This is a genomic window from Mesobacillus subterraneus, assembly GCF_000934845.1.
Classification (GTDB): Bacteria; Bacillota; Bacilli; order Bacillales; family Cytobacillaceae; genus Mesobacillus; species Mesobacillus stamsii.
This window is the reverse complement of the sequence record NZ_JXIQ01000065.1, coordinates 11,785-35,114: the sequence shown is the minus strand read 5'-3', so window position 1 is coordinate 35,114 and position 23,330 is coordinate 11,785. Positions and strand designations below refer to the sequence as shown.

Here is a 23,330-nt window from a genome sequence, read left to right as displayed (position 1 = left end):
TGAATATGAAGCATTTTCGCATAATTATACGCTAAAAATTTTTTATCGGACAGACTCATAGGCGCTGGAGCTGGATTAAGAAAGCCACAAGTAGTTGTCCCACAACTAAATAATATATAACAAAAATCCCCAGATGTATCAACATCTGGGGATTCATTCAAGATTATGTTAGCGTGGTGATCTTGATTTGTAGCTGCCGCCTTCTCTGCTGCCGCCACCGCTGCTTGTGCGTTTTGTTCCAGAGCGTGGCTTATAAGGCTTCTTGCGGCCATCACCTCTGTTATCGTAACGTCTGCTGCGGTCTCCTTGCGGTTTCTTGTCTCTTCTGTTTGGAAGCGGCTTTTCCTCCGTAAGCTTGACAGGAGTTGTATCCGGCTCTTTGGTGAGCATTTTTAACACGGAAGCAACGACTGTTTGGGCATCATGGTCTTTTAATAGCTCATCTGCAGCCTGGCGGTAGTATTGAAGGTTATTCAACTCAATTGTTTGGTTAATTTTGTCGACAACCGCTCTTTGCTGCCCTTCAAGTGCCTGATCCAAAGTTGGAGCATTCAGTTTTTCCATGCGGCGGTTCGTTGTCTTTTCCACTACATGGAGGTAAGAAGTCTCTCTTTGGGTAACAAATGTAATGGCCATTCCTTCTTTCCCAGCACGGCCAGTTCGCCCGATACGGTGCACATAGCTTTCTGGGTCCTGTGGGATATCAAAGTTGTACACGTGCGTGACACCAGAAATGTCCAAGCCACGAGCTGCCACGTCTGTCGCAACAAGCACTTCGATTGAGCCTTCTTTGAACTTTCTTAAAACAGACATCCGCTTTGCCTGGGTAAGATCGCCATGAATTCCTTCTGCAGTGTAACCGCGAAGGTTCAGCGCTTCAGCAAGCTCATCCACCCGCCGCTTTGTGCGTCCGAAGATGATGGCTAACTCCGGAGATTGGATGTCAAGAAGACGCGTAAGAACATCAAACTTGTTCTTTTCCTGAACTTCCACATAAAACTGCTCAATTAAAGGAACAGTCATTTCCTTCGATTTGACTCTGACTACTTCAGGATCCTTCATGAAACGTTCAGCGATCTTTTGGATTGGTCCCGGCATTGTTGCAGAGAACAATAATGTTTGGCGTTCGCTCGGGATTTGCGCAAGGATTGCCTCGATATCTTCGATGAAGCCCATGTTCAGCATTTCATCCGCTTCGTCGAGAATGACTGTTTCCACCGTATCGAGATGAATTGTTTTTCTGTTGATATGATCTAGAAGTCGGCCTGGTGTTCCGACGATAATATGCGGTCCTTTTTTTAATGCTCTAATCTGGCGATTGATATCTTGGCCGCCATAGATAGCAAGAACCCCTAGTCTCTTACCCGAACCAATTTTGTATAATTCCTCTGATACCTGGATGGCCAATTCGCGAGTTGGTGCGATGATGATTCCTTGAATGTTATGCGTTTCTTTCTTGATTTTTTCGACGAGAGGGATACCAAAAGCTGCAGTCTTACCTGTACCTGTCTGCGCCTGGCCAATTACGTCTTTGTTTAAAAGGCTGATTGGAATCGTCTCTGCCTGAATTGGAGTTGCTTCCTCAAATCCCATATTCTTTACAGCTTTTAGTGTTGCTGGGCTAATGCCCATGTCTTGGAACATTGTCAACTTTGCTCATTCTCCTTTATGTTTACATTTATCCCGCACCGAAATCCGATGCTTCGTTTACTTTAAGTGGCTGGTTAAGGATCCAAATCATTTCTGATTCTGGTTAGTTTATTGTACCTTCACGGCAAACTAGGTGTTAGCACCTTGTGTTTTAAGCAGGGCTGAATCAGCAATTACAATGTGCTGAGGCACAGAACCTGAAATTTTAGCAAAAAAAGACATTCTCCAGCACGGGAGTATGTCCGCTTAAAGGATTTTCTCAGTTAGACACTCAATATTCATGATACCATCTTTAGCCAGGAAAAGCAATTTTTCAGACGGGATTCTCTTGCGGATCGCTTCCATTGGTCAAAAAATCATACACTTCATCAAATAGATTTTCTTTTTCATCGCAGTAGCAAATCAGATGTTTGGAGTTTCTATAAAAAATCAGCCGCTTTTCGTTCGCGCCAATGTTTTCATAAAGATAACGGGCGCTTTTCGGAGGGACGATGCCATCGCTCTCACCTTGGGCGATCAAGGTAGGTACCTTGACATCATTGAGAATAGGCTTGATTTTACCCACAAGCCTGCGAAACTGCAAGGTAGCGGTCACGGGTGTTGCTTTGATTTTTTTTGTGTAACGCCTGAACAACTCATTTTCCTTCAATTTTCCTTTTACTGTGTCTTTCATCATTTCCTTGATGTCCAAGGCAAGCTGTCTAGGGTTTACATAATAGGCAGCGGCACTGAGTAGAACCAGCTTTTCGACCGGATACAAGGATGCCAAGTAGCTGGCAATCAGACCACCCATCGAAAATCCGACTACATACACGGTGTCACACTCTTTTAGCAAAGCTTTCAGTTCCCTTTCGGCATGGTTCATCCATTCTGTGTGCTTAATTCCTTTCAAGCTTAGCTCATCGCCATGTCCAGGCAGGGTTGGAACAGCGATTTTCCAGTCAGTCCGGCTTCTTAATGACTGGGCAAGCGGCTCTACTTCAAAAGGAGACCCGGTAAAACCATGGATCAATAGACAACCGATCATAACCAATCACCCATCAGTTTTTTTCTCGTCTTTAATCTTTCCCTATTTTAAATCATTTAACCCAACATTTCCTCTTTAAAGCATTCAAATCCATCATAAAAAGATGTCCAGCAAGGACATCTTTTTAGCTTTATATTATTGTAGCGCTTTTACGACTTCTTCAAGCGCCATGCCTCTGGATGCTTTTACAAGAACAATCGTTTCATTGGTTACATATTTTTTCAGTTCTTCACTCAGCTTCTGTTTATCATGAAAAGCAAAGACTCTGTTTTCGCCGAGCATTTCCTTTGCACCTCTTGCGATCGATTCGCTCAGTTCGCCGTAAGTGAAAACATAGTCCACCTTAGATGCATCGAGGGATATCCCCACTTTGTAATGATATTCTTGTTCCAGCGGCCCGAGCTCAAGCATATCACCGAGGACCAGGATTTTACGTCGGTAGCCTGTCAGATTGGCTACTAGATCAATCGCTGCATTCATCGATGTTGGACTGGCATTATAGGCGTCATTAATAATTTTTTCTCCATGAACTCCCTCTGAAAGTTCCATCCTCATTTTTGTCAGCTTTAAGCTAGCAAAACCATCGTTCATCTGTTCAAAGGAAACGCCAAGGAACTCTGCTGCAAGCATGGCTGCGAGCGCATTCAGGATATTGTGATTTCCGAGAACAGGCAGAAAGAACGTTGCACTGCCGAGGTTGGTCGTGAATTGGTTGCCATTCTCCCACGGCTCGATCGCTACTGGATACAAATCATTGTCGTGGCTTGCCCCAAAGGTTTTCAGAATGCCCTTTCCATGATAATTTTGCAGTCTATCCCGCAATAGAGGCTCGTCTCCGTGATAAATGATGATCCCATTCTCCTTGAGACCGCTAATGATTTCCAGTTTAGCATCCGCGATCGCTTCTCTTGAACCGAGATCAAGCAGGTGGGATTCGCCAATATTCGTAATGATCACTGCATCAGGGCGCCCCAGCTTGGATAAAAATTCAATTTCTCCCTTGCTGCTCATCCCCATTTCAAGTACAGCCACCTCTGTATCTTCCCGAAGACGCAATAGCGTCAGCGGGAGTCCAAGATGGTTATTGAAGTTCCCCTCTGTTTTCTGAACCTTGTATTTTTGGGCAAGCAGATTGGATGTTATGTCCTTTGTTGTTGTTTTTCCGTTGCTTCCTGTAATTCCGACAACCTTGATTTCCAGTGAATTTCGATAGCTTCTTGCCAGCTCCTGAAGGGCTGTTGTCGTATCCTCAACAATGATGACTGGCAGGTGTTCTGGAGGACTCGGGACATCTTTTTGCCAGAGGGCTGCCGAAGCACCGCGGTTCTCGATCACATCCGCTACAAAGTTATGGCCGTCTGTCCGCGACCCTTTAATAGGAACAAATAAATTTCCTGCCTCCATTTTACGTGTGTCAATGGATACACCTTTGACTTTAACATCGGCAAATTTCCGTACATCATTCAGCCCGCCAGCCATTTTCGCAATTTCCGCTAAACTTTTTTCGATCATACAGGTTTCCTCCCATGATAAAGAGAGAACACGACCTTTGTCCCTCCGTGTCCCCTTTTTCATTACGCATTATTTAGAATGTATATTTGATCTTCTGCTTTTCAGCGTGCCGCTCGATCCCGAGGTTCACCAGCTTTTCAATTAGCTGCGGATATGTGACACCCGTGTGTTTCCACAGAAGAGGAAACATGCTGAATGGCGTAAATCCAGGCATAGTATTCACTTCATTAATCAAAAACTGGCCATCCTTTGTCAGAAAAAAGTCAGCACGAACGAGACCTGAGCAATCAAGCGCCTTAAAGGCCGTGATCGCCATTTCCTTAACTTCTGCATATTGCTGTTCTGTCAATTCGGCTGGAATGATCATTGCTGTATCGCCATCTTCGTACTTCGCCTTGTAGTCATAGAAGTCTTTCTTAGGAACGATTTCACCAGCCACCGAGCATTCAGGTTCATCGTTTCCAAGGACACCAATTTCGATTTCCCGCGCGACAACACCTTGTTCAACGATGATTTTACGGTCAAATAGAAACGCTTCCTTGAATGCCACTTCAAGCTCCTGCTTGCTCGATGCCTTGCTGATCCCCACACTGGACCCAAGATTTGCAGGTTTTACAAAGCAAGGATAGCCAAGCCTCTCTTCCACAAGGGCGTATACCTTGTCGCAGTCCTTTTCCCATTCGCTGCGAAGTGCAGCTATATAATCTACTTGAGGGAGTCCGGCCTGCGCAAAAATATTCTTCATGATGATTTTATCCATCCCGGCAGATGAGGCAAGAACCCCATTTCCGACATAAGGAAGGTTCAATAGTTCAAGCAGGCCCTGAACCGTCCCGTCTTCCCCGTTCGGACCATGCAGCAGCGGAAAAATTACATCTAGCGTCCGGCTCTCTTCCTTTCCGTCAGCCTGAAATAATGCCGGTGAAAAGGAAGGCGATGGCAGATTCGAACCATCAGCGAATTCAAGCTGCTTGATGTTCTCAGCAGGTGCGCTCAGCTGCGGCCCCTTGGTCCAATCCCCTTCCTCCGTTATGTATATAGGGTAGACCTCATAATTTTCAAAATCCAATGCCTTCATCACAGCTAAAGCTGTCTGCATTGATACTTTATGTTCAGCCGATTTGCCGCCGTACAGCAGCCCAATTCTCGTCTTCATAAAATAGACCTCCAATAAAATTCAATCCGGTTATTATTTTACCACTTTATTTTTCAATTAAGGAATTGTTATCAATATTTAATATTTATACTATTTCCTGTTTGAATTGCCTGAAACCTGCAGCAAAAATAAAATTAGCAATAGGCATTCGCACCTGAAGCAATCGCCTAATTTATAATATGAATAAACTGATAATTTCGTGAAAGGAAAGATCCCTTTTTTAATGTGTCGATTATTTTGTAAAAAACCGCCGGAATTTCCAACTCGCTATGAAAATCTATACAATTCTAATAAGCTGTGAAATTAACAGGAAGCTCTTCTTAAATAAGAAAAAACGCTCAGGCTTTACCTGAACGCTGGCTATTTTACAATTAAAACTGGTGCTTTAACCCGTTTTGCGACTTTGTGGCTGACACTTCCCAGTACCATTTCCTGCAGTCCATTCAAACCGCGGCTGCCGACGACCACGACATCAAACTGGTTCTTGTTTGCATAATCAACGATCGCTGGACCTGGTTCTCCATGCAATTTTTCAAGCTTGTAGCTCAGGTTTTCTTTTTCAAGCATATCGGTTACAGGTTGAAGCCTGGCTTTTCTTTTTCCCTCTACCAATGTCTGGTCCGCATGATGAAGGATATCCTCCTTGGAAGTTTGCCCATCGACAACATAAACCACTGTTATTTCACTATCGCCATTTAGCCTGGCCAGATCTACGGCTTTTTTCGCCGCACGTACTGAATGATCTGATCCATCGGAAGCGAGCAAGATTCTTTTAAACAATCCATTCCCCTCCATTAATTCCCATTGAAAAGCACGTTGATTTGTCCACGCACTTTCTCCTATTTTCTTTAATGACCGGAAAGCTTGGCGCCTTCCTGTTTGTGAACGGCTAGTTTGTCAATCAAGTGGGAGCTTGGTTCATTCAGCCCCTGCAGGCGGACAACCGTTCCGTTCTCTCTCAATTTGAGGACAATTTTATCAATTGCCGCAACCGCTGAATCATCCCATACATGGGCATGAGTCAGGTCAATGACGACTTCTTTTGCTGTTTCTTTCCAATCAAATGATTCAAGCATATCTGTAACGGACGCGAAGAATACTTGTCCTGTTACGAAATATGTGCGACGTTTGGCTGCTACATCGAGTGTAGATGTTACTTTTACCTTTGATATTTTTGCGACAAAGAAAATCGCACTTAAAATGATTCCGGCAAATACACCTTTTGAAAGGTCATGAGTAAACACTGTCGTAACAGTCGTAGTAACCATAACTATTGTATCGGTAACAGGGGTCTTTGCGATAGCTTTGATCGATGACCAATCGAATGTTCCGATTGATACCATGAACATGACACCCACAAGGGCGGCCATCGGAATTTGGACAACGATATTTCCTAACACAAGGATCAGGAACATCAAGAATGCACCAGCAACGAGAGCAGATAGTCTGCCTCTCCCTCCAGATTTAACATTGATGACGGATTGGCCGATCATCGCGCAGCCTGCCATGCCGCCGAATAAACCGGCTACAATATTGGCAATCCCTTGGCCGCGGCTTTCTTTATTTTTATCACTAGTAGTATCTGTCATATCATCGACGATAGAAGCTGTCAGTAAGGATTCCAGCAGACCAACGATCGACAAAGCCAATGAATATGGGAAGATGATTTTCAACGTTTCAAGATTAAAAGGGACATCAGGAATCAGAAAAGTTGGCAGTGCAGATGTCAGGTTCCCCATGTCTCCCACGGTTCTTACATCACTCTTAGTTATCAGCGCAATCACTGTAATAACAATAATCGCCACAAGCGGTGATGGAACCGCTTTTGTGATGCGCGGAAAAAGATAGATGATCGCAAGCGCACCCGCTACCATCGCATACATTACCCAAGTAGCATCGACAAATTGTCCAAGCTGTGCCATGAAAATTAGAATGGCCAGTGCATTCACAAAACCGATCATAACGGAACGGGGAATGAACCTCATGAACCTCGCCAGTTTGAACACACCAAACAGAATCTGCAGGACACCTGTCAAAATCGTAGCGGCCATCAAATATTGTAAACCATGGTGGGCAACAAGCGTCACCATCAACAGCGCCATCGCACCAGTTGCTGCTGAAATCATGCCTGGGCGGCCGCCGACAATCGCGATTGTGACAGCAATAGCGAAGGAAGCGTAAAGCCCAACCATCGGGTCCACACCGGCAATAATCGAAAAAGCGATCGCTTCAGGAATCAAAGCAAGTGCAACGACAATCCCTGCAAGGATATCTCCTTTTACATTGCCAAACCATTGTTCTTTTATTGTTTTAGTAGTCAAGAAAACACCCCTTAATATGATTTTTTTCATGGCTTCCTACTCTCAAGCAAGCCGGGTCCGTGATAAACAGGATTTATCATAACACAAATCAAAAAACAGGCAACCCATATTGTAAACGGTGTATTATCATGTTTCCTTTGCAATTCGACTAATAGCTTCATTTTTCTCATTTCTACGTTGAAATCCTAAAATTATAAAATGAGAATCCACCTTGTTCATGATTTCAGCGAAAACAGGGTTCCTTTAAAAATCCAAATTAAACAAAACAAAGTCCTGCAGCTGACTAACTGCAGGACTTTGTTTCAAGCAATCGGTGTGCATATTTCAATATAGTGCCCATCCGGGTCAACTGCATAGGCAATGACCTGGCCCCATGGTTTTTCGGTTGGTTCGAGCAGGATCGAGACACCGGCGGCACGCAGTTTTTCTACGGCGCCCTGGACATCTTCTGTTGCAGATTCCTTCATAAAGTCTTTCCAGCTCGATAGTTCAAAATCGCTTGTTTAGTGCAGGAATAAATCCCGTCACTGATGAGCTTGCCTAGTGGCGAAGCGGTTCCAGCATAGGCAATTAGCTCTCCTTGCTGCGTCGCTGCGATACAGATGCTGTCGGTTGAAATACCAGCTGACTGGCCAGCATCGCTAGTACTGCTTCCTTGCAGCTCCTGTATTACCCTTATTTTCGCCTCAGCTGCAGTCATTGCGCTCTGGATGAACGCTTCTTCCGAGATTCGGCCATTAATGAACAGCCATGTATTGATATTTCTTGGACTCTCCCGATGCGTATTGCCTGCAGAGACCATAATGAAGATAGAAACTTCCCCGTTCTTAAAAAAACGGTGTGCGACGGATTCCGCAGGAACAGCCGTCATCATCGCAACCGTCTCGCTCGGCAGGAAACCATTCGCCTGCAGAAACTCAGCCATTTCTGCTTTATGGTCACTGCAATCATAATCCATCGGAACCACCCGGTGGACGAAGGAATTATGCCAGCCAATCCCGGCACCCGTAATTCCAGAAGACATTGTCCTCAATTTCGCCGGTGTCTTTAGTGCAATCCGGTCTGATCCAATGTCAAGATACGATGCGTCTATTTGGAAATTGGCTGCTTGATTGCCGTCTGATTTAGGAACGAGCAGCAGCTGTGGCCGGGCAATTTCAGGATGCGGATGATTTTTGACCTTTGTCTTGTAAACAGCCTTGATTCGCTCTTCTTTTAAAACCTCAGCAGGAGTATCAACAATCAGTACCTCGCCATTTTCCATTAGCAGTAGCCTGTCGCAGTAAAGCGAGGCTAGATTCAAGTCATGAAAAATCGAGACCACCGTCAACTCCTCTTCTGCCGCCCATTTTTTTAGCAAATCCAACAGCTCTTTTTGAAAGCTAAGATCCAGATGGTTCGTCGGCTCATCAAGCAGCAGAATCCTCGGCTGCTGTGCCAGTGCCTGCGCAAGATAGACTCGTTGCCTTTCGCCCCCGGACAGTTCAACAATTGATTTTTCCTGCAGATGGGTGATCCCTGTCTGTTCCATCACTTTGAGAACAATCTGCTCATCTTCCTCACTCCAGCTGTGGAACCAGCCTTTCTGGTGCGCATAACGGCCAAGCGAAACGGTTTCTTTCACACGATATGGGAACGCCTGGTCGGAATGCTGCGGCAGGACCGCCATCATCCTCGCCAGCTGCTTCGGTGAATACTGAGTCAACGGCCGGCTATCCAGCTCGATGGCACCTTTTCTGAATTCCAATGCACCGCTGATCATTTTTAACAGCGTCGTTTTCCCGCTTCCGTTCGGACCAAGAATTCCGAAAAGCTCCCCGTGGCCAACCTGAAAGGAGATGCCCTTCAGCACCTCGCCGCCTGCGTATCCGCCAGTTAAGCCATTCACAGTAATCATCGTCCAGCACTTCTTTCTCTGCGATTTCTCATTAAAATCAACGCAAAAACCGGAGCACCGATTAATGCTGTAATCACACCAATTGGCAATTCTGATGGAGCAATAATCGTCCGCGAGATTAGATCGGCTAGAATCAGAAATCCCCCGCCAATCAGCACCGATAATGGCAGTAAATGGCGATGGTCAGGGCCCCAGATAGTCCTTGTTAAATGTGGAATAACCAGGCCGACAAAGCCGATCGTTCCTGACACTGCAACAGCCGAACCGGTCAAAAGTGAACCGGACAGCAAAATCAACAGCTTGCGGCGCTCGACGTTGACACCGAGATGCTGTGCCCGCTCTTCTCCAAAGGACATCGCATTTAACTCCCTCGTATTTGCCAGCAATATCACCAGTCCGATAAGGAAGAAAGGAAAAATGATTTTTATATATTCCCAGCCGCGCATCGAGACACTGCCAAGCAGCCAGCCAATAATTTGCCGCAGCTCCTCGCCAGATAGGGCAATCATCAATGAAATGAATGATCCAAGAAAGGAACTTAAAATGATTCCAGTTAATATAATTGTCTCCACCCTAAGCAGTCTGTCGACTTTTCGGGCAAAAAATAGCACAAACAACACAGTGGCAAATGCGAACAGAATGCTAAGCATCGGCAGGGTGAATGCTCCAACCATAGGCAGTGACACGCCAAAAAAAAGCGTTGCAACTGCTCCAATGGAGGCACCCGAAGAAATTCCAAGCGTATACGGGTCGGCAAGCGGGTTTCGCAGCAGACCCTGAAATGCAGAGCCGGCGATTGCAAGTGACGCACCAACTAGGCCTGCCAGCAAAACACGCGGCAGCCTAATTTCCATGACAATACTAGCATGCATTGGATCGATCCCCTGTCCCTGTAACCGGAAAATATCTGTAAAAATGATTTCTATAATAGTAGAGACAGGAATGGCTACCGTTCCAATTGCGATCCCGAGCAGCATCGAGCTGATCAAGAATGCCATCGCAAATACATAGGCTATTCCTTTATTATGTAAAACGATCCGGGTAAATGGCCTCATTTGCTCCCCCCATTTTTTCGAAAAATAACAAAAAGACATCTCCATCTGAAGCGGAGATGTCCGAGTAAGCAAATGTTTTTACAAAAAAGACATAAAGCTTGTCGACACCTCCCTATCCTCGTAGGTTGGCTTGGTGCAATGGACAGGCAGGTCTCCTGGCTTATGGTCAATGCTCGCTGTGCCTTCCCATACATTTGTACAGTGGCATTTCTCAGCTTGCTCCCATTTACAGTGGCGGGACCGCGTTGGATTTTCACCAACCTTCCCTATTAAGTCTCGTTAAAAAGACACCTGTTCATTTCAATATGCAATGATCCATTCCAGCTCATTATACACGATCTTCCAACAATCGCGGCAATAATTTTGTTGTTCTACTTATTGTGCAAGCAAGCTCCATTCCTTTAACTTTTTATCAAAAACAATTCTGCCGTCCGGTTGGCTGCGACTTGCTTCTTTGTATTCATCATGCATGTCATCCATGTCGGCAAAATCTCCGATAATCCAGATTGGTATTTCCATCCTGTTGCGGTTCTGTTGCATATGTTTCAGCGAAAGCACAGCCCCTTCCTTCAAAGCAGGGATCAACGCTTTAAGAATTTCTTTGCTTACTGATGGATAAGACTTTTTTTTGCGGATTCCAAGCAGCATTTTTTCCGGCTTCATTTCTCCGAGTTTGCTTGATAGAACATCGCCAAGCATGCGGTAAAAGTCATTGAAATTGCGATAATAGATCTTGTTGAACCAGCCATCTTCATTGGACAAATAAACAAACCGATTATTAAGCTGATTGTAAAATGGCAGCTTCAAATGATGCTTGATATGTCCAAGATAAAGGAGTTCGGCTATTTCTTGGGCGGTCAGCACGTTCAGCGCTTCCACTTCCTCAAAATCAATCCAGCAAAAGTCACCGAATGCATGTACATTCGCTTGTGCCAGCTTTTCAGCATTGTTTCCAGGTACATATTCAAATAAAGTATGACTGTTAAATTCGCCATCCTCATAGCGATGCTTCAACAGCAACAGATGGGCAAATGGATCTTGTAACGACTTGAAAAATTCATGAAATTCGATTCCATGCGAAAGCACATAATGGTCCCGTTCGTTCATGTGGAGATATAGTAAATCCCTGCTATAAGGATGGTTCCTTTTCAACTGCAAAACCTCCTGGAGAATTCTAAGCTTCAGAACGACAGCTTCTTCCATTCTAACAAAAACGCAGGGAAATATCTTTCTTCCGAGTCATAAATATTATCCACTCCCCCTATAAAAAGAATCCCCTTGTTACAGAAACCAAACCCTCCCATCATTCGTCTAATCCATATCTGAGTCGATTCCCGAGTCAGGGGTTGTGAGCGTTAGCGTTGTCTGTTAACATAAAATGGTAGGAACTTTGCCTTTAGGGAAAACGAAACCAGATAGTCGATTATTAGGAAAACGAATGGAACCGGGTGGAGCGAATGGATACAACGACTAAAAAATATGATCGTTTTGATTGGACACTGACACTGCTCCTATTGCTGTTTTTTCTAACCAGCTGCCTTGCGATTTATAGCGCTCAGAAAACCGGGCAATATATTGGGCAGAACTTTTTAAGTAGGCAAATATTCTGGTATATCGTTGGTTCAGGAATCATTGCAGTAGTCATGATGTTTGACAGTGAACAATACCGTAAACTCTCCTGGTATTTATATGGATTCGGGATTTTTCTGCTCATCTTCCTATTTTTCGCCCCTGCCAGCATTGCTGAAGAAAGAAACGGGGCAAAAAGCTGGTTTTTCATCGAACCACTTGGATCATTCCAGCCATCTGAATTCATGAAAGTCTTTTTGATTCTAGCCTTGAGCAGTGCCATCTATGCCCATCATCAAAACCATCCTAGCAGGACCCTCCAAACTGATTTCCTGCTGTTCGTCAAACTTGGAGTCATTACCGCCTTGCCGCTGGGACTGATTTTAATGCAGCCTGATCTCGGAACATCTCTTGTAATCATAGCGATTTTTACTGGAATCATCCTCGTCTCAGGCATCACCTGGGCTATCATCCTGCCTCTCTATGGAAGCGGAGCCGCAATAGGAGCCAGCATTCTTTATCTCGTCATTTGGAAGCCGGAAATTCTGAAAGAATATCTCGGAGTAAAAACGTATCAATTTGGCCGCATCTATGCCTGGCTTGATCCGGAGAGCTACCCGGAATACGGTTACCATCTGTTGAAATCCCTTAGTGCGATTGGCTCTGGCATGCTGACAGGAAAAGGAATCAATGGCAGTGAAGTCTATATTCCCGAAAGCCATACGGACTTTATTTTCAGCGTCATTGGTGAAGAATTTGGCTTTATCGGCGGCAGTTTTGTTATCAGCCTTTATTTCCTGCTCATCTACCACCTGACCAAAACAGCACTGGATACGAATGACCCTTTTAACATTTATATTAGTACAGGGGTTATCAGCATGATTGCCTTCCATGTCTTTCAAAATATCGGAATGACCATTCAGCTGCTGCCGATTACGGGGATCCCGTTGCCTTTCATCAGTTATGGCGGAAGTTCGTTGATGGGCAATATGATGGCAATGGGGCTGATCTATGGGATAAGGTTCCATCATAAAACCTATATGTTTGCTTCAAAAGACAGAAGTTTCGGTCTGTAATTTGATGGGATCATAAACAAAAAAAGGCTGAGCAACTCAGCTTTTTTTCATGGAATGATGGCGGATCGCTTGTCAGGCCTTACCATATGGCTTCAGTGCTTCTTCTTTATTTTACCGATCCCAAACCTCATTATGTAGTTAACTAAAATTGTCGATGAAAAATATGACGAGAAGAACGATGAAGGCATAAAAACTAAGATGCAGCAGTATAGTAGTGAAAAAATCTTTCAGTTTGTCAAATGAAAAAGGTTCACTTTTTCTTACCCTTGCTCTCATATCCAGCTTATCCTCCCTAGAAATACTATCCATTAAGTCCATTTTTTTCTTTTTATCATAGCATAATTTGGGGGAATTGTGACGGAAATCTCAGCCGCAGGGCAGCAAGATCATAAAAATTGTCCCCTTTCCTTCTTCACTCTCGACCTTGATTTTGCCCCTCATTCTTTGGATGATATCATAGGAAATCGTCATCCCGAGCCCAGTACCTTTTTCCTTTGTTGAGTAGTATGGATGACCGAGCCGGGCGAGCTGTTCCTTTGTCATGCCAATGCCCTCGTCCCGAAATTGGATCCTTACATAACCCTTATCAACCTTAGCAAGGATATAAATACTGCCTCCTGAAGGCATTGCCTCAATCCCATTTTTCAGGATATTGACAAATACCTGCCTGATTTCATGGGCATCCCCTTTAATGCAAAGACTATTATCAATTGCTTCTACCAGCTCTGTGTTTCTGAGATGAGAATAGGACCTCATGAACGCGGTCGTTTCTTTCAAAATGGTGCTTAGGTCGATTGGATTCATGGACCCTGTATTTGGTTTGGCCAGCGCCAAAAAGTTATTGATGATTGTCTGGGTCCTGTCAAGCTCTTGGAGAGAAATGGAAATGAAAAGATTCTGATCGTCACTCAGGTTCCTATCTCCCTGCAAAACTTGCATGAAGCCTCTGATTGTCGTCATTGGATTGCGGATTTCATGGGCGACGGATGCAGCCAGCTGACTGATGGCCGAGAATTTTTCTGCCTTATGTAGATCATGCATCAGCTTAAGCTGTAAGTTGGTCATTTCCATGATATAAATGATAAACGATAAAGCAAGGAAGGAAACAAGTGAAAAGACGAGTAAATACATCCAGGCATCGGCATGGCCAGATTTGATCAATGCAGCAAGCCTTGTAGGGGTTATTAAACTATAGACAAAAATACCTAGAACGATTTTCCTGCTGACCGTCGATTTATTATAAGTCTTTTCCAACGCAAAAAACAAAAGGAAGATGATCCCGTAGTTGATGGTTATAACTGGGAGTCTGTCGAAGTCCATCAGGCTTTGCAGTAGCAATAGTGCCGCTATCAAGAGAAGTCCATCCTTCTTGCCTAAATAGAAGAAAGCGATAAAGATAGGTATCAGCTTGAAATCAAACTCCATGCCTTCTTGGAATTTGACAGGCAATGCCATTGTCACGAGCAGCGTCACAAGGATTGCCATTTTAAAGATTTGTTTCTTATAATCCGAACGCTTTTGCATCCACAAAAAATTGTACATGAAGCCAAGTGAAAGCATCATCAAAAAATGCAAAATCAAATCTTTTATGAAATCTATCATTGTATCCCCCGGGATTCTATGATTATGAAAAATTGCCTAGTACTATTATCTACCGGATAGGACGATTGATCAACGGAAAATTCTGAAATCCCTCCAAATTAGATGGAATCCCACTGCTAACTAATTATTCCAGCTACAACAAGACGCGCACCAAAAAAACAAGCCCTGATCAGATCAGGGCTTGTTTGTATGGGCTAATCCGTTATTATAATTTTGTAACGTTAGCTGCTTGAGGTCCACGAGCACCTTGCTCAACGTCGAAAGATACTTCTTGGCCTTCTTCAAGAGACTTGAAGCCTTCGCCTTGGATAGCTGAGAAGTGTACGAAAACGTCCTCTCCACCTTCACGCTCGATGAATCCGAAACCTTTTTCTGCGTTGAACCATTTTACTTTACCGTTTTCCATTTTTGTTGCCTCCTAGTGTGATATCCACACAATTTGTTACTATTCTTGTTTCAGTTAATCCAGGCGAATCAAGCAGTGCATGTTCTTTCCTTGCATACCGAACAAAAATAATCCTCCTTAATAATAACAGACCAGGAAGCGAAGTGCAAGTATTAAGGGAATTAGGAAATTTGTGAAAACCAAAAAACAGCTGTTATTTACAAATGGGAACGTTAAAAATGTGATATAATAAGGTGAATATGAAAGGGCGTGGCTAATTGAAAAGCGCAAGCAACCTTTATAAGTCTGGTCAATCTGTCAGTATCAAAGAAACCGGTGAAAAAGTGACTATTATGAAATCTCAATATGTAAAAAACATGAAAAGATACTCATACACAGTTAAAGAGTATCCGGCCACCTTCTATTTTGAGGAAGAATTATTAAAAATCTAGGTATTGAAAAGTGTGCCAAGGCGAGCACGCTTTTTTTTTACTTTATACTAACTGATAAACAAACGCAAACCTTATCAACCATCTTTACATCATTTATATGTTCTCCACACAACCTGTCCTAATTAGGCGTTGGTTCCTCCGAAAACATTTGGATCCTTCCTGGACTGCTCCATATACAGCGTCCCATTCTTCTTCTAAAAACTTTGCCAGATCGAGCATGCCAAATTCCCCTGCTTTTGCTAAAACAAAGTCCCAAAAGTTATGTTTCTTGTGCTTTCTTTTCTGACCGCTTTTCTCCTATTTATTTTTGCACTTTTTCTGATGTCCTTCCAAGATCTCCGTCCTGCCCTTCTTTTTAGAGTAGCTTATTTTTTCGTTCCTTCTCGTTTACCGAGCACGAACATGACCAACCCCAATTTTAAATTTTCGGCAAAAAGGCCTCAACCTTTTTAAAAATCAATCCAGCTTGAATCCCAACTACTATCATATTTTGAAATAACTGGTATATTGTAACGTCAATTGGCATTACCGAGATGTGAACTGGTGATGAAACCACTCCAACCGTCGATAAATTCCCTCTAACCGTCGATAAAACTGCCACAACCGTTGATATTTTCTCTCTAACCGTCGATAAAACCGCCACAACCGTTGATATCTGCGATCAGCCTGTAGCCCCTTCAGCATTCTGTGTCGAGTTTATCTGTGTACAAGTAATCGTTCACACCCAGCTGGACAAGCTGTAAGAGTTTCTCAGCAGGTGTTCTTTTACTAGCTTAATTAGTTCGGACAACTCATCTCTTTTCTTCTGCGACAGAATAAATAGACAGAAAATTATTTAATTATGTATATTTTAAATTTACAAATTTTTCAGATATATTTATAATATACATACTATGAATACAGGAGGAGGAATGGGAGATTCATTATTTATTATTCACTAATTTAGGGAGGGAAAAGGAATGACTACGAATGCGCCAATGATAAAAAAACAAACTACGAAGATGGAAAACTCCATTGATTACTCAGCGATTGTCCAGTCTGAAAAATTCCAGCAGCTGCTAAAGGAAAAAAGAAACTTTTTGCTGCCGTTTTCTTTATTTTTTTTAGCATTTTACTTTACGCTTCCTATTCTGACCGCTTACTCTACCGTTTTAAATACACCTGCTTTTGGTGCGATTAGCTGGGCTTGGGTATTTGCATTTGCTCAATTTATCATGACATGGTCTTTGTGCATCATTTATACAAAACGTGCCGCTAAATTTGATGAAATTGTCGAAGAAATAAAAAGCAAGTACGCCAGGGGGAATCTTTCTTGAATACATTGGCATTTACCTTGTTTCTTTTAATCGTTGGACTCACTCTTGTCATTACTTATTTCGCTTCGAAGCGTACTAAGACTACAAGCGATTTTTATACCGCTGACAGCAGTTTGACTGGTTTTCAAAACGGTCTTGCTATCGCAGGCGATTACATGTCTGCTGCATCTTTCCTTGGTATAGCTGGGATGATTGCCCTGTCTGGTTTTGATGGCTTCTTTTACAGTATCGGCTTTCTTGTTGCTTATCTGGTAGTCCTTTATCTGATTGCTGAGCCACTCAGAAACTTAGGAAAGTATACAATGGCTGATATGATTGCTGCTCGTTTTGATGATAAAAAAATTCGTGGTGTGGCAGCTTTAAATACCATTACTATCTCTATTTTTTATATGATTGCACAGTTAGTTGGGGCAGGTGCACTTATTAAATTATTATTGGGGATCGATTATCTGTATTCTGTGTTGATTGTCGGTGCGCTAATGACTGTTTATGTTGTGTTTGGCGGAATGACCGCCACCAGCTGGGTACAGATCGTAAAAGCCGGTCTGCTAATGATCGGCACATTCATTATTTCGATTATCGTCTTTGCGAAATTTGACTTCAGTGTCCTTAATATGTTCAATGAAATGAAAACGGCTACACCGCTTGGAGATAGCTTTCTTAATCCTGGGAACAAGTTCACAAGTCCTTTGGATACCATTTCCTTGAATCTGGCACTTATTCTCGGTACTGCAGGCCTGCCGCATATTCTGATCCGTTTCTTTACTGTAAAAGACGCGGTGACTGCACGAAAATCAGTTGTGTATGCAACCTGGATCATCGGAGTATTTTATGTTATGACCGTTTTCCTCGGCTTTGGCGCAGCAGCTTTCGTTGGATACGATAATATTGTCGCCGCAAATGCAGCTGGCAATATGGCTGCTCCTCTGCTTGCACAAGCGCTCGGTGGCGATTTCCTGTTTGCGTTTATTTCGGCTGTAGCATTCGCTACGATTCTTGCAGTAGTTGCCGGCCTTGTCCTTTCAGCTGCCTCCGCCTTTGCCCATGACTTTTATGGACATATCATGCGCCGAGGGCAAGCTACCGAAAGAGAGCAGATGGTTGCAGCAAAACTCGCTTCCGTTGGTGTTGCAGTCCTATCTATCATCCTTGCCTTATTTGCCCAGAAGCTAAATGTGGCTTTTCTTGTCGCATTGGCCTTCGCAGTTGCTGCGAGTGCAAACTTGCCTGTTCTTATCTTTACAATTTTTTGGAAGCGCTTTAACACCACTGGGGCTATTACCGGAATGTTGGTTGGACTGATTAGTTCCCTGTTCCTCGTGGCAATCAGTCCGAATGTCTGGTCACCAGAAGCAGGTGCAGCCATCCTTGTCGGTGATCCACTGATCAGCCTGACCAATCCTGGAATCATTTCCATTCCTCTAGGCTTTCTCAGCGCTTATCTTGGAACGGTTCTGTCCACTAAAAAAGAGGATGCTAAGAAATATGATGAAATTCTGGTAAAAGCAAATACAGGTCTTTAATCACAAAAAAGAGCAAGCAAAAAACCGTTCCCTAATTAGGAACGGTTTTCTTAATTAATGGCCTCCCAGATAGGCCATTTTAATTTGTTCGCTTGCATTTAATTCATCTGGCGTGCCAGATAGGACAACGCGGCCGGTTTCGATGACATAGGCTCTGTTGGCGATCGACAGGGCCATATGGGCGTTCTGCTCGACAAGCAGGATTGTTGTTCCGGTTGCATTGATTTCCTCGATGATTCTAAAAATCGTTTTCACAAGCAATGGTGCAAGGCCCATTGACGGCTCATCGAGTACTAGCAGCCTTGGTCGCGCCATCAAGGCGCGCCCCATAGCCAGCATTTGCTGTTCACCGCCTGACAGGGTGCCCGCTAACTGTTTTCGGCGTTCCATAAGCCTTGGAAAAAGCTCAAACACTCGGCCAAAATCCTCTTTTATTCCTTCCTTATCTTTTCTAAGGTATGCCCCTAAATCGAGATTTTCCTCAACGGTCATATTAGCAAAAACTCGGCGCCCCTCCGGCACATGAGAGATTCCCATTTTTACGATCGATTGTGCTGCCTTTCCGGCAATCGATTGGCCTTCATAAATGATCTGTCCCTGCTTAGGCTTTAAAAGCCCAGAAATGGTTTTGAGCAGAGTGCTTTTACCTGCACCATTTGCTCCAATCAAAGTAACAATTTCCCCTTGATTAATTTCCAAGGATACCCCTTTCAAAGCTTGTATATTTCCATAATAAACATTGATTCCTTCTACCTTCAGCATTATGAAACCTCCTCCCCCAGGTACGCTTCGATCACCTTCGGATTATTCCTAATTTCTTCAGGTGTACCGTCGGCAATCAGCTGGCCGTGATCCAATACATATATCCGCTCGCATACTCCCATAACAAGTCCCATATCGTGTTCTATCAGCAGAACTGTCAAATCAAACTTTTCACGAATTAGCGCAATAAGGTTCATCAGTTCTTTTGTTTCCTGGGGATTCATCCCTGCCGCCGGCTCATCCAGCAGCAGCAATTTGGGATTCGCAGCGAGAGCCCGGGCAATCTCCAAACGCCGTTGCTGCCCATATGGGAGGTTATTCGCTTTTTCATCCTTATAACGGTCAAGCCCAAAAATTTTAAGGAAGGCTACCGCTTTTTCATCCATCTCTTTTTCACCGGAAAAATGAGACGGCAACCGGAAAATCGAACTTAGGATAGAATGCTTTGCAAGGGAATGGTATGCCACTTTTACATTATCAATCACGGATAACTCCCCAAATAGGCGGATATTCTGAAATGTTCGGCTGATGCCTTTCCTTGTTATTCTATACGGTGCCAGGTTATGAAGCTTTTCTCCGTTCAGAAGAATGCTCCCTTCTGTTGGTACATAAACTCCTGTGAGAAGGTTGAAGAAAGTGGTTTTCCCAGCGCCGTTCGGGCCAATGAGACCGACAAGCTCTCCTTGGAACAGTTCAACATTGACATCGGCCACTGCTCTCAGGCCGCCAAACCTGATTCCGGCATTATCTACTTTAAGCAACGGTGTGCTTTGAGTCATCTTGTGTTCCTCCTTCAGCTGCCTTTCGCTTCTTAAACAGGGAAGTAATTTCACGTGTTCCCATTAAGCCTTGTGGCCTGTACAGCATCGTAACGATCAGAACAAGGCTATAAATGATCATCCTCGTCTCAGGATATTCCTGCAAGAATGTTGAAATAATTGTGAGCAGGATTGCAGCAATGACAGAACCCGAAAGGCTTCCAAGCCCGCCGAGTACGACGAAAATCAGGATATCAAATGATTTTAGAAAGCCGAAATTGGATGGCTGAATAATGTAAAAATTGTGGGCATAGAGCGCCCCAGCTATCCCTGCAAAGAAAGCACCGATCGCAAATGCAACTACTTTATAAAGAGTTGTATTGATTCCCATTGCATCGGCAGCCGTTTCATCTTCCCTTATGGAAATACAGGCCCGGCCATGAGTTGAATTAGTGAAGTTGACAATGACGATAATCGCAATTAGCATACAGGTAAACGCCCAACCCCATGTGGTTAAATGCGAAACCTGCATGCCGCTTGCCCCACCGACATAGTCGACATTAAGAAGCACAATCCGGACAATTTCTCCGAATCCTAATGTAGCGATCGCAAGATAATCCCCCTTCAGGCGCAAGCTCGGAATACCAATGAGAAGTCCTGTAAATGCAGCCGTTAGCCCCGCTACTATGATCGCGGCAGCAAAAGGAAGCTGCAGCTTCATCGTAATGATAGCTGATGCGTAGGCTCCGACAGCTAAGAACCCGGCATGGCCTATTGAAAATTGGCCCGTAATCCCTATAATAAGGTGCAAGCTGACGGCAAGGATAATGTTGATCGCAACAAATATAATTGTATTTACATAGAAACCATTTAGCATACCTGTGATTATCAATGCTTGTATGATTCCGAACGCGGCCAGAGACAGCAGGATAAAGAACCAGAAGCTTTTTGATTGCTTGAAAAGTTTCATACCTAGTCCTCCCCTTTACACTTTCTCTTTTATGTTTTTCCCGAACAAACCAGACGGACGGAAAATCAAAATAAGGATAAGGACGATAAAGGCAACTCCATCACGCCATAATGAATAACCAAATGCTGAAACAAGCGCCTCGATGACCCCAAGCAGCAGGCCGCCGACCATCGCTCCAGGAATGATGCCGATCCCGCCAAGAACTGCGGCGACAAAAGCCTTCAATCCAGGGATAATTCCCATTAGCGGTTCAATTTTAATATAGTAAGTACCGAAAATAACGCCAGCTGCACCTGCAAGTGCAGAACCAATCGCAAATGTTGCCGAAATTGTATTATCAACATTTATCCCCATTAGCTTGGCTGCCTCTGCATCATAGGAGACTGCGCGCATCGCCTTACCGATTTTTGTCTTATGAACGATAAATTGGAGAATAACCATAAGTGCTACAGATACACCAAGAATAAATAGAGATTGGCTCGAAATAGATAAACCAAAAATGTCAATCGTTTCTTTTGGCAGCACATCTCCTGGATATGCTTCTGGTTGCGCACCGCGGGCATAAATGACGCCATACTCAATCAGCAGCGATACTCCAATTGCTGTGATCAACGCCGCTATGCGAGTTGCATTCCGCAGAGGCTTATATGCAACACGTTCGATGAGCATTCCGAACAAAGCGCAAGCTGCCATGGATATTAACAGTGCTGGGAAAAAGGATAATTCCAATATTTTAATAGCATAGAAGCCCACAAAGGCCCCTACCATAAAAACGTCTCCATGTGCAAAATTAATTAATTTTACGATGCCATAAACCATTGTATAGCCCAAGGCAATCAAGGCATAAATGCTGCCCAACGAAATTCCATTCACCAATTGCTGTACAAGTTCCATAATGAACTCCCCTTGAATGCATTTTCAATTCAGTGTTTTTTTAAAATGGGGCTAAAATAAGTAAGAAAAGGAGGACATCGACAGCCCCCCTTTTCCATCTCCTGCTTATTCAGGAGCCACGTTTGTTTTGAAGTTTTGCTGGCCATCTTCATAAACAAGAATGGCAGCAGATTTAATAGGGTCATGGTTTTTATCTAATGTAAGTTTGCCGGAAACTAATTGGAGATCTTGTGTTTCCTCTAATGCCGCTTGGATCTTTGCCGGGTCAGTGCTTCCCGCGCGCTTAATTGCATCTGCAAGATAGTATGCTGTGTCATAGCCAAGCGCTGCAAAGGCGTCCGGGCTCTTGCCATCGTACTTGCCTTTGAATGCTTCTACAAATTTCTGAATATTCTCTGATTTGTCTCCAGACGAATAGTGATTGGTAATATATGTGTTATTAAGAGCCTCTCCTCCAGCGATTTCTATCAGCTTAGGAGAATCCCAGCCATCTCCACCCATGAAAGGAACATCAATTCCAAGTTCACGAGCCTGCTTAATGATTAAACCAACTTCTTCATAGTAACCCGGCAGAAAGATGAAATCCGGATTTGCTGATTTGATTCGAGTCAAAGTAGCGCTGAAATCTGTATCCTTAGCCACATAAGCTTCCTCAGCCACAATTTCTCCCTTGTATGCTTTTTTGAATGAAGCTGCAAGCCCTTTTGAGTAATCACTTGCACTGTCAATGAATATAGCAGCTTTTTTCGATCCCAAGTCTTTTTCTGCAAAATTCGCTGCTACTGTCCCCTGGAACGGGTCAATGAAGCAAGTCCTGAACACATAATCATTCAGCTTGCCGTCTTTATTCGTGATATCAGGATTTGTTCCAGTTGGAGTAATAAGCGGAACTTTGTTATCCTGGGCCACTTGCACCTGGGCAAGGGTATTTGTTGAAGTAGCTGCACCTATGATGGCCACTACCTTATCCTGGTTAACCAGCTTGATTGCGCCATTGGTTGCTTCTGCAGCATCTGATTTGTTATCTACTTTTACAAGCTCAATTTTTTTGCCGTCAATCCCGTCTTTATTGATTTCTTCCAGAGCGAGTTCTAGGCCTTCTGAAATGGATTGTCCATAAGATGCCACCCCGCCAGAGAGTTCAATGTTTGCGCCGACTTTAATCGTGTCGCTCGACCCTCCGCTGCTCTGTGTCCCGCCACAGCCAGCCAGTGCCCCGGCTATTAACGAAAACGAAAGAAAAATCCCAGCCAATCTTCTTTTTCTCATTTCTTTTCCCCCTAAAAACTTGATATCACAATTTTGTCAATAAAACTAATATTCACACAAATTGTACATTATTCTAGTATGTTTCGTCTAGTACTAAAATATTTTTTACAATCATCTCTTTTCCCCTCGTCGCAAA

The 23,330-nt window shown here is 43.7% G+C and carries 21 protein-coding genes and 1 riboswitch; of the genes, 3 read left to right on the top strand and 18 right to left on the bottom strand.

The window, feature by feature from the left end; genetic code table 11:
- Window positions 1-168 precede the first annotated feature (168 nt).
- The 10 genes from UB32_RS07910 to UB32_RS07865 all read right to left on the bottom strand — a co-directional run bounded on the left by UB32_RS07910 (window position 169) and on the right by UB32_RS07865 (window position 11,770).
- Window positions 169-1,644 (bottom strand): DEAD/DEAH box helicase, encoded by a 1,476-nt coding sequence (locus tag UB32_RS07910; RefSeq protein WP_198528174.1) that lies wholly within the window; start codon window positions 1,642-1,644, stop codon window positions 169-171.
- Between the two features lie 319 nt (window positions 1,645-1,963).
- Window positions 1,964-2,677 carry an alpha/beta hydrolase gene (locus UB32_RS07905; RefSeq protein ID WP_044392656.1) on the bottom strand — a complete coding sequence of 238 codons (714 nt, stop codon included), beginning with the start codon at window positions 2,675-2,677 and terminating at the stop codon, window positions 1,964-1,966.
- A gap of 135 nt (window positions 2,678-2,812) precedes the next feature.
- Window positions 2,813-4,189 (bottom strand): UDP-N-acetylmuramoyl-tripeptide--D-alanyl-D-alanine ligase, encoded by a 1,377-nt coding sequence (locus UB32_RS07900; RefSeq protein WP_044392654.1) that lies wholly within the window; start codon window positions 4,187-4,189, stop codon window positions 2,813-2,815.
- Between the two features lie 73 nt (window positions 4,190-4,262).
- Window positions 4,263-5,345, bottom strand: a complete 1,083-nt coding sequence (locus UB32_RS07895) for a D-alanine--D-alanine ligase (RefSeq protein ID WP_044392652.1) — start codon at window positions 5,343-5,345, stop codon at window positions 4,263-4,265.
- A 360-nt stretch (window positions 5,346-5,705) separates the two neighbouring features.
- Complete coding sequence (locus UB32_RS07890; RefSeq protein ID WP_044392650.1) at window positions 5,706-6,125, bottom strand: universal stress protein; 420 nt, start codon at window positions 6,123-6,125, stop codon at window positions 5,706-5,708.
- 68 nt (window positions 6,126-6,193) lie between these two features.
- Window positions 6,194-7,696: a SulP family inorganic anion transporter gene (locus UB32_RS07885; protein ID WP_044392648.1), complete on the bottom strand. Its 1,503-nt coding sequence runs from the start codon at window positions 7,694-7,696 to the stop codon at window positions 6,194-6,196.
- 272 nt (window positions 7,697-7,968) lie between these two features.
- On the bottom strand, window positions 7,969-8,133 hold the full coding sequence (locus UB32_RS07880) for a VOC family protein (RefSeq protein ID WP_084221763.1): 165 nt from the start codon (window positions 8,131-8,133) through the stop codon (window positions 7,969-7,971).
- On the bottom strand, window positions 8,130-9,563 hold the full coding sequence (locus UB32_RS07875; RefSeq protein ID WP_044392647.1) for a heme ABC transporter ATP-binding protein: 1,434 nt from the start codon (window positions 9,561-9,563) through the stop codon (window positions 8,130-8,132). Before UB32_RS07875 ends, UB32_RS07880 begins: the two co-directional genes overlap by 4 nt.
- Window positions 9,560-10,618 (bottom strand): FecCD family ABC transporter permease, encoded by a 1,059-nt coding sequence (locus UB32_RS07870; RefSeq protein ID WP_044392646.1) that lies wholly within the window; start codon window positions 10,616-10,618, stop codon window positions 9,560-9,562. Before UB32_RS07870 ends, UB32_RS07875 begins: the two co-directional genes overlap by 4 nt.
- A 128-nt stretch (window positions 10,619-10,746) precedes the next feature.
- Window positions 10,747-10,928, bottom strand: a riboswitch (cobalamin riboswitch).
- 65 nt (window positions 10,929-10,993) lie between these two features.
- Window positions 10,994-11,770 (bottom strand): hypothetical protein, encoded by a 777-nt coding sequence (locus UB32_RS07865; protein WP_052806988.1) that lies wholly within the window; start codon window positions 11,768-11,770, stop codon window positions 10,994-10,996.
- Window positions 11,771-12,075: 305 nt separating this feature from the next.
- On the opposite strand from UB32_RS07865, the gene UB32_RS07860 reads away from it, so the two are divergent.
- The gene (locus UB32_RS07860) at window positions 12,076-13,263 is read left to right on the top strand and encodes an FtsW/RodA/SpoVE family cell cycle protein (protein WP_044392642.1); all 1,188 of its coding nucleotides are present in this window, start codon (window positions 12,076-12,078) and stop codon (window positions 13,261-13,263) included.
- Between the two features lie 366 nt (window positions 13,264-13,629).
- Here the strand turns inward: UB32_RS07860 and UB32_RS07855 are convergent, their stop codons facing one another.
- The 3 genes from UB32_RS07855 to UB32_RS19820 form a co-directional block, all read right to left on the bottom strand.
- On the bottom strand, window positions 13,630-14,865 hold the full coding sequence (locus UB32_RS07855; protein WP_044392639.1) for an ATP-binding protein: 1,236 nt from the start codon (window positions 14,863-14,865) through the stop codon (window positions 13,630-13,632).
- Window positions 14,866-15,070: 205 nt separating this feature from the next.
- Window positions 15,071-15,271 carry a cold-shock protein gene (locus tag UB32_RS07850; RefSeq protein WP_041967029.1) on the bottom strand — a complete coding sequence of 67 codons (201 nt, stop codon included), beginning with the start codon at window positions 15,269-15,271 and terminating at the stop codon, window positions 15,071-15,073.
- 849 nt (window positions 15,272-16,120) lie between these two features.
- Window positions 16,121-16,345, bottom strand: coding sequence for a hypothetical protein (locus UB32_RS19820; protein WP_128721514.1), 225 nt, complete (start codon window positions 16,343-16,345; stop codon window positions 16,121-16,123).
- Window positions 16,346-16,679: 334 nt separating this feature from the next.
- On the opposite strand from UB32_RS19820, the gene UB32_RS07845 reads away from it, so the two are divergent.
- On the top strand, window positions 16,680-17,018 hold the full coding sequence (locus UB32_RS07845) for a DUF485 domain-containing protein (protein WP_128721515.1): 339 nt from the start codon (window positions 16,680-16,682) through the stop codon (window positions 17,016-17,018).
- Window positions 17,015-18,541 (top strand): solute symporter family protein, encoded by a 1,527-nt coding sequence (locus UB32_RS07840; protein WP_044392637.1) that lies wholly within the window; start codon window positions 17,015-17,017, stop codon window positions 18,539-18,541. The genes UB32_RS07845 and UB32_RS07840 overlap by 4 nt, the downstream gene beginning before the upstream one ends.
- Before the next feature lie 54 nt (window positions 18,542-18,595).
- On the opposite strand, the gene UB32_RS07835 is transcribed toward UB32_RS07840, so the two are convergent.
- From UB32_RS07835 to UB32_RS07815, 5 genes are all read right to left on the bottom strand, one after another.
- Entirely contained in the window at window positions 18,596-19,303 is a 708-nt protein-coding gene (locus UB32_RS07835; protein WP_044392636.1) for an ABC transporter ATP-binding protein, read from the bottom strand.
- A complete protein-coding gene (locus tag UB32_RS07830; RefSeq protein ID WP_044392635.1) occupies window positions 19,303-20,082 on the bottom strand; it encodes an ABC transporter ATP-binding protein in 780 nt (259 codons plus the stop codon). The genes UB32_RS07835 and UB32_RS07830 overlap by 1 nt, the downstream gene beginning before the upstream one ends.
- Window positions 20,057-21,031, bottom strand: coding sequence for a branched-chain amino acid ABC transporter permease (locus UB32_RS07825; protein ID WP_044392634.1), 975 nt, complete (start codon window positions 21,029-21,031; stop codon window positions 20,057-20,059). The genes UB32_RS07830 and UB32_RS07825 overlap by 26 nt, the downstream gene beginning before the upstream one ends.
- Before the next feature lie 15 nt (window positions 21,032-21,046).
- A complete protein-coding gene (locus tag UB32_RS07820) occupies window positions 21,047-21,925 on the bottom strand; it encodes a branched-chain amino acid ABC transporter permease (protein WP_044392633.1) in 879 nt (292 codons plus the stop codon).
- A gap of 105 nt (window positions 21,926-22,030) precedes the next feature.
- Window positions 22,031-23,194 (bottom strand): ABC transporter substrate-binding protein, encoded by a 1,164-nt coding sequence (locus UB32_RS07815; RefSeq protein ID WP_044392632.1) that lies wholly within the window; start codon window positions 23,192-23,194, stop codon window positions 22,031-22,033.
- Between the last annotated feature and the right edge of the window lie 136 nt (window positions 23,195-23,330).